This window comes from Shewanella sp. H8, from assembly GCF_040285065.1.
Taxonomy (GTDB): domain Bacteria; phylum Pseudomonadota; class Gammaproteobacteria; order Enterobacterales; family Shewanellaceae; genus Shewanella; species Shewanella polaris.
The window spans coordinates 4,452,204-4,467,634 of sequence record NZ_CP157213.1; the positions used below are offsets into that span (position 1 = coordinate 4,452,204).

The window sequence follows — 15,431 nt, forward strand, 5'->3', positions numbered from 1 at the left end:
CGCATTCTTTTTTATGCATTAAATAATAATTCGGAAAGCTGATTGCTTTTTGAGTCTCTCACACTGTCTAAGCGCTCTATTCTAACACTAAGGTCAGTAAAACCCATCTGGGTTGTATGGTTAAGCCTCACGGGTCATTAGTACAAGTTAGCTCAACGCCTCACAACGCTTACACACCTTGCCTATCAACGTAGTAGTCTCCTACGGCCCTTTAGAGAGCTTAAAGCTCTAGGGATGACTCATCTTAGGACTCGCTTCCCGCTTAGATGCTTTCAGCGGTTATCGATTCCGAACGTAGCTACCGGGCAATGCTATTGGCATAACAACCCGAACACCAGCGGTTCGTCCACTCCGGTCCTCTCGTACTAGGAGCAGCTTCCTTCAATCATCCAACGCCCACGGCAGATAGGGACCGAACTGTCTCACGACGTTCTGAACCCAGCTCGCGTACCACTTTAAATGGCGAACAGCCATACCCTTGGGACCGACTTCAGCCCCAGGATGTGATGAGCCGACATCGAGGTGCCAAACACCGCCGTCGATATGAACTCTTGGGCGGTATCAGCCTGTTATCCCCGGAGTACCTTTTATCCGTTGAGCGATGGCCCTTCCATTCAGAACCACCGGATCACTATGACCTACTTTCGTACCTGCTCGACGTGTATGTCTGTCTCGCATTTAAGCTGGCTTATGCCATTGCACTAACCGTACGATGTCCGACCGTACTTAGCCAACCTTCGTGCTCCTCCGTTACTCTTTGGGAGGAGACCGCCCCAGTCAAACTACCCACCAGGCACTGTCCCGAACCCCGATAAGGGGCCGCGGTTAGAACATCAAAACTACAAGGGTGGTATTTCAAGATTGACTCCACTCTGACTAGCGTCAAAGTTTCAAAGTCTCCCACCTATCCTACACATGTAGGTTCAATGTTCAGTGCCAAGCTATAGTAAAGGTTCACGGGGTCTTTCCGTCTAGCCGCGGGTATACGGCATCTTCACCGCAATTTCAACTTCACTGAGTCTCGGCTGGAGACAGCGTGGCCATCATTACGCCATTCGTGCAGGTCGGAACTTACCCGACAAGGAATTTCGCTACCTTAGGACCGTTATAGTTACGGCCGCCGTTTACCGGGGCTTCGATCATGAGCTTCTCCGAAGATAACCCAATCAATTAACTTCCGGCACCGGGCAGGCGTCATACCGTATACGTCATCTTGCGATTTTGCACAGTACTGTGTTTTTGATAAACAGTTGCAGCCACCTGGTATCTGCGACTGCCGTCAGCTTAGGGAGCAAGTCCCATCACCGACAGCAGCGTACCTTCTCCCGAAGTTACGGTACCATTTTGCCTAGTTCCTTCAGCCGAGTTCTCTCAAGCGCCTTGGTATTCTCTACCCGACCACCTGTGTCGGTTTGGGGTACGATTTCTACTAACCTGAAGCTTAGAAGATTTTCCTGGAAGCATGGCATCAACTACTTCATCACCTTAGTGACTCGTCATCAGCTCTCAACCTGTACATTTAAGTACGTATTCCCGGATTTGCCTAAGAATACAGCCTACTACCTTAAACGCGGACTACCAACGCCGCGCTAGCCTAGCCTTCTCCGTCTCTCCATCGCAGTTAGCAGAAGTACAGAAATATTAATCTGTTTCCCATCGATTACGCCTTTCGGCCTCACCTTAGGGGTCGACTCACCCTGCCCCGATTAACGTTGGACAGGAACCCTTGGTCTTTCGGCGAGGGAGTTTTTCACTCCCTTTATCGTTACTCATGTCAGCATTCGCACTTCTGATACGTCCAGTGTGGGTTACCCCTTCACCTTCAACCGCTTACAGAACGCTCCTCTACCGCGCACTTCCTAAGAAATGCACCCGTAGCTTCGGTGGTATGTTTAGCCCCGTTAAATCTTCCGCGCAGGCCGACTCGACTAGTGAGCTATTACGCTTTCTTTAAATGATGGCTGCTTCTAAGCCAACATCCTAGCTGTCTAAGCCTTCCCACATCGTTTCCCACTTAACATACACTTTGGGACCTTAGCTGACGGTCTGGGTTGTTTCCCTTTTGACAACGGACGTTAGCACCCGCTGTCTGTCTCCCGAGTAGTACTCATTGGTATTCGGAGTTTGCAAAGGGTTGGTAAGTCGGGATGACCCCCTAGCCTTAACAGTGCTCTACCCCCAATGGTATTCGCTCGAGGCGCTACCTAAATAGCTTTCGAGGAGAACCAGATATCTCCGAGTTTGATTGGCCTTTCACCCCCAGCCACAAGTCATCCGCTCATTTTTCAACATAAGTCGGTTCGGTCCTCCAGTTGATGTTACTCAACCTTCAACCTGCCCATGGCTAGATCACTCGGTTTCGGGTCTACGCCTTGCAACTAAACGCGCAGTTAACACTCGGTTTCCCTACGGCTCCGCTATTCGCTTAACCTCGCTACAAAACGTAAGTCGCTGACCCATTATACAAAAGGTACGCAGTCACGGTCTCAAGAACCGCTCCCACTGCTTGTACGTACACGGTTTCAGGTTCTATTTCACTCCCCTCACAGGGGTTCTTTTCGCCTTTCCCTCACGGTACTGGTTCACTATCGGTCAGTCAGGAGTATTTAGCCTTGGAGGATGGTCCCCCCATATTCAAACAGGATGTCACGTGTCCCGCCTTACTCGTTTTTTTCACTATGGTTAGTTTTCATGTACGGGGCTATCACCCTGTGCCGCTGAGCTTTCCAACTCATTCCACTAACACCCCATAGACTTAAGGGCTAATCCCCGTTCGCTCGCCGCTACTAGGGGAATCTCGGTTGATTTCTTTTCCTCCGGGTACTTAGATGTTTCAGTTCCCCGGGTTTGCCTCACTACACTATGTATTCATGTAGTGATAACAGCTTATGCTGCTGGGTTTCCCCATTCGGATATCGTTAGCTCAAATGCTTATTACTAGCTCGCCAACGCTTTTCGCAAGTTATTACGTCCTTCATCGCCTCTGACTGCCAAGGCATCCACCGTATACGCTTAGTCACTTAACCATACAACCCAAATGAGTTTCACTTTCGTGAACCACCTGCGTTATATCGCAACTAGCTGGTTTTTACTTGTCTCACCTCCAGGGTAGGAAGTGGACTCGCCTTAGTTTTTAGAATATTCAAGACACTTAAACAGTGTTTTGAGAACTCAAGATACTGATGCTTTCGCATCAGTATTATTTTTCGCACTAACGTAATCACATCAACAACAACGAATCGTCATCAATGCGCCTTTAGTTAGTACTATCAGCTTTCCAAATTGTTAAAGAACAACACTTAACCGGCTCGCGGTGTGTTTCACTCTCCTTCCGAAGAAGGTAACAAGTAATCTGTGTGAACACTCACATGCATCGCTGCACTTTAGGTATTGAGTTAGTCGTATAGGTAAGGAGGTGATCCAGCCCCAGGTTCCCCTAGGGCTACCTTGTTACGACTTCACCCCAGTCATGAACCACAAAGTGGTGAGCGTTCTCCCGAAGGTTAAACTACCCACTTCTTTTGCAGCCCACTCCCATGGTGTGACGGGCGGTGTGTACAAGGCCCGGGAACGTATTCACCGTAGCATTCTGATCTACGATTACTAGCGATTCCGACTTCATGGAGTCGAGTTGCAGACTCCAATCCGGACTACGACGTACTTTGTGAGATTAGCTCCACCTCGCGGCTTTGCAACCCTCTGTATACGCCATTGTAGCACGTGTGTAGCCCTACTCGTAAGGGCCATGATGACTTGACGTCGTCCCCACCTTCCTCCGGTTTATCACCGGCAGTCTCCCTAGAGTTCCCACCATTACGTGCTGGCAAATAAGGATAGGGGTTGCGCTCGTTGCGGGACTTAACCCAACATTTCACAACACGAGCTGACGACAGCCATGCAGCACCTGTCTCACAGTTCCCGAAGGCACACCAGAATCTCTTCCGGCTTCTGTGGATGTCAAGAGTAGGTAAGGTTCTTCGCGTTGCATCGAATTAAACCACATGCTCCACCGCTTGTGCGGGCCCCCGTCAATTCATTTGAGTTTTAACCTTGCGGCCGTACTCCCCAGGCGGTCTACTTAATGCGTTAGCTTGGGAGCCCAGTGACTAAGTCACCAAACTCCGAGTAGACATCGTTTACGGCGTGGACTACCAGGGTATCTAATCCTGTTTGCTCCCACGCTTTTCGTACATGAGCGTCAGTCTTTGTCCAGGGGGCCGCCTTCGCCACCGGTATTCCTTCAGATCTCTACGCATTTCACCGCTACACCTGAAATTCTACCCCCCTCTACAAGACTCTAGTTCACCAGTTCTAAATGCAATTCCCAGGTTGAGCCCGGGGATTTCACATCTAGCTTAATGAACCGCCTGCGTACGCTTTACGCCCAGTAATTCCGATTAACGCTCGGACCCCTCGTATTACCGCGGCTGCTGGCACGAAGTTAGCCGGTCCTTCTTCTGTAGGTAACGTCACAGCAGCGTGCTATTAACACGCTACCTTTCCTCCCTACTGAAAGTGCTTTACAACCCGAAGGCCTTCTTCACACACGCGGCATGGCTGCATCAGGGTTTCCCCCATTGTGCAATATTCCCCACTGCTGCCTCCCGTAGGAGTCTGGGCCGTGTCTCAGTCCCAGTGTGGCTGATCATCCTCTCAGAACAGCTAGGGATCTAGGGATCGTCGCCTTGGTGAGCCATTACCTCACCAACTAGCTAATCCCACCTAGGTTCATCCAATCGCGAAAGGCCCGAAGGTCCCCTCCTTTCCCCCGTAGGGCGTATGCGGTATTAGCAGTCGTTTCCAACTGTTATCCCCCTCGACTGGGCAGATCCCTAGGCATTACTCACCCGTCCGCCGCTCGTCAGCAAAGAAAGCAAGCTTCCTCTCTGTTACCGCTCGACTTGCATGTGTTAGGCCTGCCGCCAGCGTTCAATCTGAGCCATGATCAAACTCTTCAATTAAAGTTTTTGAAATATTCGGTTAGGAATATCTCGGCTCAATGAATTCTGATTTACACCTTATAAACTCGGAAGAATCTATAAAATGCTTGTTACATATTGCTATGAACATTCATCGTTGCATTGAGTTGAAATTTTTTGATTGCCAACATTCCGAAGAACAGAAGACAATTTCGAATAACTCAATACCTGTGAATGTCCACACAGATTTCTTGTTTAAATTGTTAAAGAACGTTGCTCACTATGAAGAAGTTTAAGTCTTTCATGTTAGCAGCCTAAGACGCTAGGTCGTTGGCTTGGGGTGCGTATTCTACGCTTCCCCGTGTTGGCGTCAAGTGTTTTTTCAAACTTTCTTTTCGCTGCTGAACTCAGTGTTTTGAAGCACTTAATTCAACCTAACCCGGTGACCGCTTGCGCTGTCTGCCGTGTCAGTGGATGCGCATTATAGGCAACTCAAGATTTTGTGCAAGCATAAAAAGCTTAAATATTAGATAAACATGACTAACAGGTGTTTTTTCAAACGAAAAGAACAAAAAAGGGACTATTCGTCCCTTTTATGGCTATTTCACTCGGTTCTAATCACCGAAAAATCGAGTTTCCTGTTTTATCTCTATTGGATTACCGTCTATCTGTGCAGTGATTTTGATATCGATTTTGGTGATACTTCTCTTAAGCTCGATAGGATCAACAGCGATACTAATTGGTAAGGTCAAAACTTCACCCGATTCTATTGATACATGTTGTGGGCCAATCCATCTGGCATTAGGCAAGCCTTCAACACTTAGCTCATATTCTTGTGGCTGCTCAGTCTTATTCAGAATTTTAATGGTGAAGGTGTTCTCTGTGTTGCCTTGGTTGTTTTCTCTATAAAGAGAATTTCTGTCTCTAATGACATCCATACGTACTGGGGCGATGGTCGCACTAGCGTAGACGAAGACTAGGATCATAACCGTCAGTACCACGCCATAACCAACTAACTTTGGTCGCAACACCTTTTCTTGCACACCTTCAAGCTTGTTTTCTGTTGTGTAACTAATGAGACCTTTATCGTATCCCATCCGTTCCATGGTGTTATCGCATGCATCAATACAGGCACCACAGTTGATGCATTCATATTGCAGGCCATTACGAATATCAATTCCTGTTGGGCACACTTGGACACATAAATCACAGTCTATACAATCACCTAACCCCATTTCTTTAGGATCTTGCTTGCGGGTACGTGGGCCACGGGTTTCTCCACGTTGGCTATCGTACCCTACTATATAGGTATTTTTATCAAACATTGCTGCTTGAAAACGCGCATAAGGACACATGTGGATGCACATAATCTCACGCATCCACCCGGCATTACCGTAAGTAGCAACCGTAAAAAATACGACCCAAAAATAAATCCCGCCACTGGCGTTAAGTGTAAAAAAGTCGATATAGAGTTCGTGACTTGGAACAAAGTACGAAACAAACGTAGTGGCAGTTAATAGTGAGACAAATAACCAAGCGGTATGTTTAGCTGTTTTACGCCAGAGTTTATTAACACTCCATGGCATTTGATCAAGCTTTATACGTTTATTACGTGCACCTTCAAACTTTTCTTCAAACCAGATGAAAATAAAGGTCCATACTGTCTGTGGGCAAGTAAAACCACACCACACTCGACCTAAATAAGTGGTAACGAAAAACAACCCAAACGCGGCGATCATAAATAGTGCAGCGAGCAAGGTTAAATCTTGTGGCCAAATAGTTAAACCAAACACGTGAAACTTTTGCTCAGCAAGATCAAACCAAACTGCTTGTCTATTTCCCCATGGTATCCAAGGCAAAAGTAAGAAGAATAACATGGCAATCCAACCCATCTTACGGCGTATCGATGTCCATAAGCCATCGACAGCTCTTACGTAAATACGGTTGCGCGGATTAAAACGGTCTGCTTTACTGGCATCTGGTTGATGGATTTGAATACGCTGTTGCTTGGAAAAGTCCTTGGGGTTAGATTCTTTCGTCATTTTACAGCCTTACTGCTTTAATATTGAACGATAACTAGCTTATTATATAGGTAATAACACATTATTGGATAGAAAAATGAGAGGCTGGATTATTTTAGCAATAATCGCGGGGGGTATTTATTACTTCGCGACTGAAACAGATAAACTTGATAAGCCAATTAATGATATTAAAAGTATGTTTAATAAGGCAGATAGAAAACTTGATTCGATGACGGGTACCAAAATTATCCGAGTTGATAAACACATACCACAAATAAAAACAGAAATTTATGATCGTTTGTCGACCATTGAGATCCGCGAACTAGATGGTGTATTTACTAGTAATGAAGCTATTAGCGAGTTTAAAAACCAATACTGTCATAGTAGTGCTCGTCACCCTGTGTTTACCAAAGATAACTTACAATTTATTTGCGATAAGATCTGAGTTCGTTAACTATTTTTTGGTAACAAATTGACCTAAGTATCAAATAAGCCTAGCCTTTGTGTAATATTTACAACAGGGGCTAGCTTTTTTATGACACAATCACAAACTGAATCGGTATCTGACATCTTTGATCCTAGCTTATGGGATGTTGTCGAAGGATTCAACTTTGAAGACATCACTTATCATCGCGCAAAATCTCAAGGTACTGTCCGTATCGCCATAAATCGCCCTGATTGCCTTAATTCATTCCGTCCAAAAACAGTAGATGAGCTCTTTATGGCTTTAGACCACGCTAGACAATGGTCTGATGTTGGCTGTGTACTTTTGACAGGTAATGGTCCATCAGCAAAAGGTCAATACTCATTCTGCGCAGGTGGTGATCAACGAATTCGTGGTAAAGATGGTTATAAATACGAGGGGGCTGAAGACGGTAAGCCCGATGTTGCTCGTATGGGGCGTTTGCATATATTAGAAGTGCAGCGTTTGATTCGTTTTATGCCTAAAGTGGTGATTGCTGTAGTACCCGGTTGGGCGGTTGGTGGTGGTCATAGTTTGCATGTGGTTTGTGATTTAACATTAGCCTCTAAAGAACATGCTGTTTTCAAGCAAACCGACCCAGATGTAGGCAGTTTTGATTCGGGTTATGGTAGTGCTTACTTAGCTAAGATGATCGGCCAAAAACGTGCCCGCGAAATCTTCTTTCTTGGGTTTAATTACTCTGCAGAAGAGGCATTTAATATGGGTATGGTAAACCGTGCCATTCCACATGCTGAATTGGAAACAGAAGCATTAGTTTGGGCCAAAGAGATTAACTCTAAATCACCCACAGCCATGCGTATGCTTAAATATGGCTTTAATATGGCTGATGATGGCTTAGTGGGCCAACAACTGTTTGCCGGTGAAGCAACACGCCTAGCCTATGCTAGTGAAGAAGCTCAAGAAGGCCGAGATGCATTTTTAGAAAAACGAGATCAAGACTTTTCTCGTTTCCCTTGGCATTACTAGCCTGAATTGATTCATATTATTCGCTAACATAAAGGCCCTTTTAAAGGGCTTTTACTGTTTTTATAATTAGGAAAAAAATCTTAATCGATATTTTCATTTACAATAATCTAACCAACCCTCTTTACATGATAATGATAACTGTTATCATTTGCATAAATCAAATAGGGGTCCACCATGAAAAAGACTATTAGCTTTGCCATTTTACATTTTAGTGTCGCATTTACGATTACTTACTTACTAACCGGTAGTATTATTATCGGTGGCACCATAGCCCTGCTTGAGCCAGCAGTTAATACCGTAGTGTTTTACTTCCATGACAAAGTGTGGAAAAACATTGAGCTAAAAAAAATGCAGCAAACTGAGATAACAACAGTGTCAGTATAGTTCGAACGCTAAGATCATGGCTACATTGATGACCTGAATCTAACGATTAACTAACATATGCTTGCAGTCACACAATGCGAATTTAACGATAACAACATCATAAGCAGCAAAACTTGTACAACCTAATACGTATTGGCCTTGGAACTCACTAGCCACCGTTTGCGAGTAACTAGAATAGCTAAATACGTAAATATCATGACCGAGCAACATAAAACGCACGTCTTTAGGTTATATGAAGAAACTTAACGCTATAGCAAATAAACACATCATAGGTTAACGTCAGTAACCAACTGGGAGTTTAATCGCTAACCAATGTATAGTTACTGTCATGATAAGACGCGATGACACTTACTCCATAAGCTAGTCCTCACTACTCTTGCCAACACTTATTTTCAAATAACTAAAAATATTGACGAAATTAATCTTAATAATCCATTTAAAAATAAAATTATTAGAAGCGATTGATTCTTACTAAAAGTTCCCCTTTTTAATAATAAAGCTAACAATACTTAATTTTTCTGGTAAAAAAATAGATTTTCATTGGATGGTTGTTCTTTTGCTTAAAGAAATCATTAAAAATGCCGATATATTGATTCAAGCTAATGTTCAACTAACATCTATAATGAATACAATAAAATAACTTGAATAGAAAACTATTTTTATCCGGTCTTATTCATTCTGACAAAAAATGTAAGGTAATTACCCATGCTTAATGCTTTTAATACTATCAAAGCTCGTATTCTATTGGGATATGCCGCCATTTTGATAATGACCTTAGTTGCGGCAGGCTTACTAAGCAGTAGCAATCAAACCGTTAAGAATGAAGTCGCCGGATTTATTGATGGGACATTACCCGCACTTAATAGCATTACCAAAGTGCAAAGCCATGCCAAAGAATTAGTATTAATGGGGTATTCACTTTATGGCACAACGATTAGTGTTGATGAATTTAGCGAACAAAAAAACACATTAACCCAAAGTCTAAACAAACAGTACCAACAATTAAGTGACGTCACATCGACACAGTTAATGCCACAAATAGATGCATTAAATACTGCTTTGTCGGCACTTGAAACCACTATGAGCAAATCGTCAGTTGATTGGGATAATGCCCGCGAGCAGTTAAGTAGTCTAAACAATAGCGCCAATGAATTAAAAGATCGCCTAGATACACTAGCGCAAGATATATCAAACCAAGCCAATCAAAATGCTATAAACATTCAAAAAGAACTTGGCGACAATACCTTACTGATATATGTACTCGTGGGATTAATGGTACTAGTGGCAATAGGTGCTTTCTTAGCCGCTCAAAAACAAATTGCTAACCCTATACAACAACTGTCGAACGATCTGACTAGTATTGCTCAAAATCGTAATCTAAAAGCAAAATTATCAGATGAATGTATTATTGAAATTGGTAATGTTGCCACCAGCGTTAACGGTTTAATTAATGTATTCCGCCTAGGTATGAATGATGTACACGACGCGATTGCCAGTATTAGCCAAACAGTAGCTCAACTGAGCAATACCACTGAAAAATCATCAGCCTCTGTTGATGAACTTCAATACACCATTGTGAGCTTAGTAGATGTAATGTCGCAGCTTGAACAACAAATGGAACAAAGTGTAGAACACTCTCAAAGTGCATCAGATTCTGCTCAACAGGGTGCGCAGAGCATGGTTGAAGGGCAAAAAGAAGTTAAACAAACAGCAGAAAGCATTAGCGTACTGGCTCAAGACATTGAAACGACTGCCAGCATGCTACTAACACTGCAAAATTCAGGTAAACAAGTGGCAACTGTGGTAAAAACCATTGCCGATATTGCCTCTCAAACTAATTTATTGTCATTGAACGCAGCCATTGAAGCGGCTAGAGCCGGTGAAACAGGAAGAGGTTTTGCGGTAGTTGCTGATGAGGTTAGAACGCTAGCCTTACGCACACATAATTCAACTGTAGAAATAAATACAATGCTCGCCAATATTGTCGATTCAATTCAATCTGCAGTCGATAATATGGCTTCAAACCAACAAAAAGCACAACACTCAGTATCATTAGCAAATCAATTAGTGTTAACACTTGAACAGAGCCGCCAACTCATTCTATCACTCGCCACCGTCAGTCAAGAGTCTGCCATGCTAGCGCAAGCTTCACAGCAGCAAGCGCATACAGTTAAGCTTAAAGTGCAAGATTTTAGGTTATTAGGTGAAACGGTATCTGTTGGTAATCATCAAATTAGTGAAGCAGGTTTAGAACTCAATTCTCTTGCTGGTAAATTAACAAATACAGTTGAGTTGTTTGAGCGTTAGAAAATGAAATTAGTGTCAGTAAAACTATTATCAGAATGTTTTTTACCAATACAAAAAGCCACTTAAGAATATTGGCCCGTACTAATGCCACAAACAAGCCGTTAATCCCTATTTAATGTACATTTTAGACACATTAAATAAACGCAGTCTAAAGCTGATAATTAGTCATAAACAAAGTTATCAGCTAAGTTTGGGCTTCGAGTGATCCCAAAATTAATGGCTTGATAAACAGCAGTCAAAGCCATCATGTTAGAATTAAATAATATGCTGATCTTCCCCATTTATTATTGATTATGATGATAACAATCTAACACCAAGCCAATCATTTAATTATTTGTCAGGTTTTTAAGCTAAAAAAAGGCTATGATCTCCATTCGTCATCCCGATTTTTTGAAACAAACAATTAATTGATGGCATGCATACCTCTAACTAAGTCGAAATAAAGGCTTACAATCACCTTTTAACGACTGCGACGTGAATATTAGTCCCCTTTACATTTTACATTAGGCAATACCATGGCTATCAGAATTAAACTTAAACCTGGCCGCGAACGTTCATTAGAGCGACGCCACCCTTGGATATTTTCCAACGGTATTCATAACGTCAATGGCGGAAAACCGCAAGCTGGCGACACGGTTGAAGTCGTGGCACATGACGGACATTGGCTCGGACGCGGTGCCTGGTCGCCAGAATCTCAAATTCAAGTGAGGATATGGACCTTCGACAAAGAAGAAACCATCGATGCTGATTTTTTTGCCAGACGGATAAAAAGAGCCCAAGCAGGACGCGATAATCTTATCCGCGAACAGGGTCTAACGGGTTATCGTTTAATCGCGGCAGAATCGGACGGTTTACCTGGTATAACCATAGACCGTTATGCCAACGTATTCGTTTGCCAACTATTAAGTACTGGAGCTGAAAAGTGGCGCGACACGATTGTTGAGCAACTGGTACTTCAGTATCCAGACTGCGCTGTCTATGAGCGTTCAGATGTAGACTCAAGAAAGAAAGAAGGTCTAACTCCAGTTGTAGGATTACTCCACGGAGAGTTGCCTCCAATGCCTATCATTATCGAAGAAAACGGTATTAAGATTGCCGTCGATGTTGTTAAAGGCCATAAAACAGGATTCTATCTGGATCAACGAGATAACCGCGCCATGGCAGCTCGTTTCGTTAAAGGTAAATCGGTACTTAACTGTTTTTGTTATACAGGAACATTTGGTTTATATGCAGCTAAAGCGGGGGCGGCTAGTATTGAAAACGTTGATGTATCAGCGCTTGCTCTACAAACTGCTCGAGATAACATGGCCATTAACAACCTTAATGATGACCACGTGAACTATAACGAAGCCGATGTGTTCAAATTGTTACGCCAGTACCGAGATGAGGGTAAAACCTTCGATGTTATCGTACTAGACCCACCTAAATTTGCTGATAATAAATCACAGTTAGATGGCGCATGTCGTGGCTATAAAGACATCAATATGATTGCGATGCAATTGATGAATCCCGGCGGAATATTACTAACGTTCTCGTGTTCAGGCTTAATGCAGTCTGACCTATTCCAAAAAGTGGTTGCCGATGCTGCACTAGATGCAAAACGTGAAGTTCAGTTTATTGAGCGTATGCACCAAGCCAGCGATCATCCCATTAGCAGCGCATTCCCTGAAGGTTATTACCTCAAAGGTTTGGTTGCTAGGGTTTGGTAAATTAACAAATAACAGATAGTAAAAAGGGAACAATATTTGTTCCCTTTTTGTTGATTAAAAATCGCTGCAAGCTCTATGAATTATAGTGCTAATAATATCAGCCACACAATTTAAACGTGTTCAAGGCAACTTAACTGTTATTAGCATCACCACAATATCTTGCTCGATTTTATGTTGGGACACCTAATTTAGGGTTAACGCCGTAATCATTCGTACCATGGCTGTCTTGAGCTAAGAAAACAATCAGAACAATTAAACCAATAATTGGAATTAATAGTATTAATTGCCACCATCCAGAACGACCAGTGTCATGCAGCCTTCTAGCTGCAATACTAAGACTTGGAACTAATAATCCGAGACTCACTATCGCTGAAATGGTATCTAAACCAAGCACGGCCAAAATAACATTGATAATGGTATAAATAAGTATAAACATCCAATATTCTTTTCTTCGCGCCCGACCAGTGAAGTCAGCATACTTTTTTAATGCGCCTACAAAATAATCCATTAAAAACCTTCCTTGTTATTGATAAATAATTAACTGGGTATTAGCAGAATATCGACAAATACTCTAAATAGCCTTAGTTAACACAAAATTTAATATTTTCAGCAGCTTACCAGCACACTTAAGTTAAATCAATCATCCTTTAATAACTTTGTCATAGTATGTTGTCATTTTTAATGGTTCATAACTAAAATCGAAAATTTAATAATATTTCAATGGGATGTCTTATTTCATTTGTATCATAATCAAAAATAGGACAACAAAAAGGCTTCTAAAGAAGCCTTTTTTATTAAAAAATAAAACTTACTCTACCGTTACAGACTTAGCCAAGTTACGTGGTTGGTCTACGTCGGTACCTTTAATTAATGCCACATGGTACGACAATAACTGTAATGGAATGGTGTAGATCAACGGTGCCATAAATTCATCACAATGTGGTACTTGGATAACTTTCATGGTGTCGTCTGACTCAAACTCAGCGTCAACATCTGCAAATACATACATTAATCCACCACGAGCACGAACTTCTTCAACGTTTGATTTAAGCTTTTCGAGTAATTCATTATTTGGTGCAACCACGATGACTGGCATATCAGCATCAATTAACGCTAATGGACCGTGCTTTAACTCACCGGATGCGTAAGCTTCAGCATGAATATATGAAATTTCTTTTAACTTTAGTGCTCCTTCCATGGCAATTGGATATTGATCACCACGGCCTAAAAATAACGCATGCTGTTTGTCGGCAAAATCTTCTGCTATTTCAGCAATAGCATCGTCTAAACCTAATGCTTGTTCAACTTTTGCAGGCATTGATAAAAGGCTTTGAGTAATCGCAGCTTCCATTTCAGTTGTCATGCCGTTATGACGACCAATAGCCGTTGTTAACATTAATAAACCAGCAAGTTGCACGGTAAAGGCTTTAGTTGACGCAACACCAATTTCTACGCCAGCTTTCATCATATAAGCCATGTCAGATTCACGTACTAATGATGAACCAGCTGAATTACAGATGGTTAATGTGGCTTTGTAGCCCATTTCTTTTGCAAGGCGCATTGCCGCTAAAGTATCCGCGGTTTCACCAGACTGTGAAATAGTGACTAACAAGCTATTTGGGAACAGATGCGACTTGCGGTAACGGAACTCAGATGCTATTTCGACGTTACACGAGACACCAGCCCAATCTTCTAACCAATAGCGAGCAGCCATACCGGCATGATAACTGGTACCACAGGCAATTATCTGCACATGTTTAATATCTTTTAGCAATTCAGATGCTTTTTCACCAAAGGCAGAATCTAATACCTTACCACCAGCAATACGACCTTCTAAAGTATGTGCTATGGCAGTAGGTTGCTCATAAATTTCTTTCAGCATGTAGTGACGGTATTCACCTTTGTCACCTGCATCATGTACAACTTCAGACTCTTTCTTTTCACGCTTAACAGCGTTGCCATTAACATCAAAAATGTTAACTTCACGACGAGTGATTTCAGCTACGTCGCCTTCTTCTAAAAATGCGAATGAACGAGTGACGGGTAACAATGCTAATTGGTCTGATGCAACAAAGTTTTCACCCAAGCCATAACCAATAACTAATGGGCTACCGCTTCGAGCAACCACCATACGATCACTATCACGACGGTCAATAACCACTGTGCCATAGGCACCTTCAAGCTGTTTAACTGTCGCTTGTACTGCAGCTAATAAGCTGGCTGCAGTTTTTAACTCATGATGGACTAGATGGCAAATAACCTCAGTATCGGTGTCTGATGCAAATACATAACCTAAGCCTTTTAGCATTTCGCGTAGTTTATTGTGATTTTCAATAATACCGTTGTGAACAACCGCGATATCGCCTTCAGATAAATGAGGGTGTGCATTGCGCTCATTAGGTTCACCATGAGTAGCCCAACGAGTATGAGCAATACCTGTGCCGCCAGCGAGTGGTGTGGTATTTAGTGCTAAAGACAACTCTTGAACTTTACCGACTCGGCGAGTTCGAGCTAATTCTCCATTATTAATGACTGCAATACCCGCAGAGTCATAACCACGGTATTCAAGACGACGTAAGCCTTCTACTAAAATTTCTGCAACATCCCTTTGCGCCACAGCGCCTACGATTCCACACATGTT

The 15,431-nt window shown here is 42.8% G+C and carries 8 protein-coding genes and 2 rRNA genes; 5 read left to right on the top strand and 5 right to left on the bottom strand.

The window, feature by feature from the left end; all coding sequences use genetic code 11:
- Positions 1 to 116: 116 nt before the first annotated feature.
- The 3 genes from ABIS04_RS19470 to ccoG all read right to left on the bottom strand — a co-directional run bounded on the left by ABIS04_RS19470 (position 117) and on the right by ccoG (position 6,961).
- Positions 117 to 3,026 (bottom strand): 23S ribosomal RNA (locus ABIS04_RS19470).
- A gap of 382 nt (positions 3,027 to 3,408) precedes the next feature.
- Positions 3,409 to 4,961 (bottom strand): 16S ribosomal RNA (locus ABIS04_RS19475).
- Together the 16S and 23S rRNA genes form the textbook arrangement of a ribosomal RNA operon.
- Before the next feature lie 572 nt (positions 4,962 to 5,533).
- Positions 5,534 to 6,961, bottom strand: coding sequence for a cytochrome c oxidase accessory protein CcoG (gene ccoG / locus ABIS04_RS19480; RefSeq protein ID WP_350432152.1), 1,428 nt, complete (start codon positions 6,959 to 6,961; stop codon positions 5,534 to 5,536).
- 76 nt (positions 6,962 to 7,037) lie between these two features.
- On the opposite strand from ccoG, the gene ABIS04_RS19485 reads away from it, so the two are divergent.
- From ABIS04_RS19485 to ABIS04_RS19505, 5 genes are all read left to right on the top strand, one after another.
- Positions 7,038 to 7,385 (top strand): hypothetical protein, encoded by a 348-nt coding sequence (locus tag ABIS04_RS19485; protein WP_140235466.1) that lies wholly within the window; start codon positions 7,038 to 7,040, stop codon positions 7,383 to 7,385.
- A gap of 90 nt (positions 7,386 to 7,475) precedes the next feature.
- Positions 7,476 to 8,390 carry a 1,4-dihydroxy-2-naphthoyl-CoA synthase gene (locus ABIS04_RS19490; protein WP_140235467.1) on the top strand — a complete coding sequence of 305 codons (915 nt, stop codon included), beginning with the start codon at positions 7,476 to 7,478 and terminating at the stop codon, positions 8,388 to 8,390.
- A gap of 174 nt (positions 8,391 to 8,564) precedes the next feature.
- Complete coding sequence (locus ABIS04_RS19495; RefSeq protein WP_137224169.1) at positions 8,565 to 8,774, top strand: DUF2061 domain-containing protein; 210 nt, start codon at positions 8,565 to 8,567, stop codon at positions 8,772 to 8,774.
- Between the two features lie 705 nt (positions 8,775 to 9,479).
- Complete coding sequence (locus ABIS04_RS19500) at positions 9,480 to 11,081, top strand: methyl-accepting chemotaxis protein (protein ID WP_137224167.1); 1,602 nt, start codon at positions 9,480 to 9,482, stop codon at positions 11,079 to 11,081.
- A 515-nt stretch (positions 11,082 to 11,596) separates the two neighbouring features.
- Positions 11,597 to 12,790 carry a class I SAM-dependent methyltransferase gene (locus ABIS04_RS19505; protein ID WP_350432153.1) on the top strand — a complete coding sequence of 398 codons (1,194 nt, stop codon included), beginning with the start codon at positions 11,597 to 11,599 and terminating at the stop codon, positions 12,788 to 12,790.
- Between the two features lie 169 nt (positions 12,791 to 12,959).
- Here the strand turns inward: ABIS04_RS19505 and ABIS04_RS19510 are convergent, their stop codons facing one another.
- The gene (locus ABIS04_RS19510; protein WP_137224163.1) at positions 12,960 to 13,298 is read right to left on the bottom strand and encodes a DUF805 domain-containing protein; all 339 of its coding nucleotides are present in this window, start codon (positions 13,296 to 13,298) and stop codon (positions 12,960 to 12,962) included.
- 300 nt (positions 13,299 to 13,598) lie between these two features.
- Positions 13,599 to 15,428, bottom strand: a complete 1,830-nt coding sequence (gene glmS / locus ABIS04_RS19515) for a glutamine--fructose-6-phosphate transaminase (isomerizing) (protein WP_137224152.1) — start codon at positions 15,426 to 15,428, stop codon at positions 13,599 to 13,601.
- Between the last annotated feature and the right edge of the window lie 3 nt (positions 15,429 to 15,431).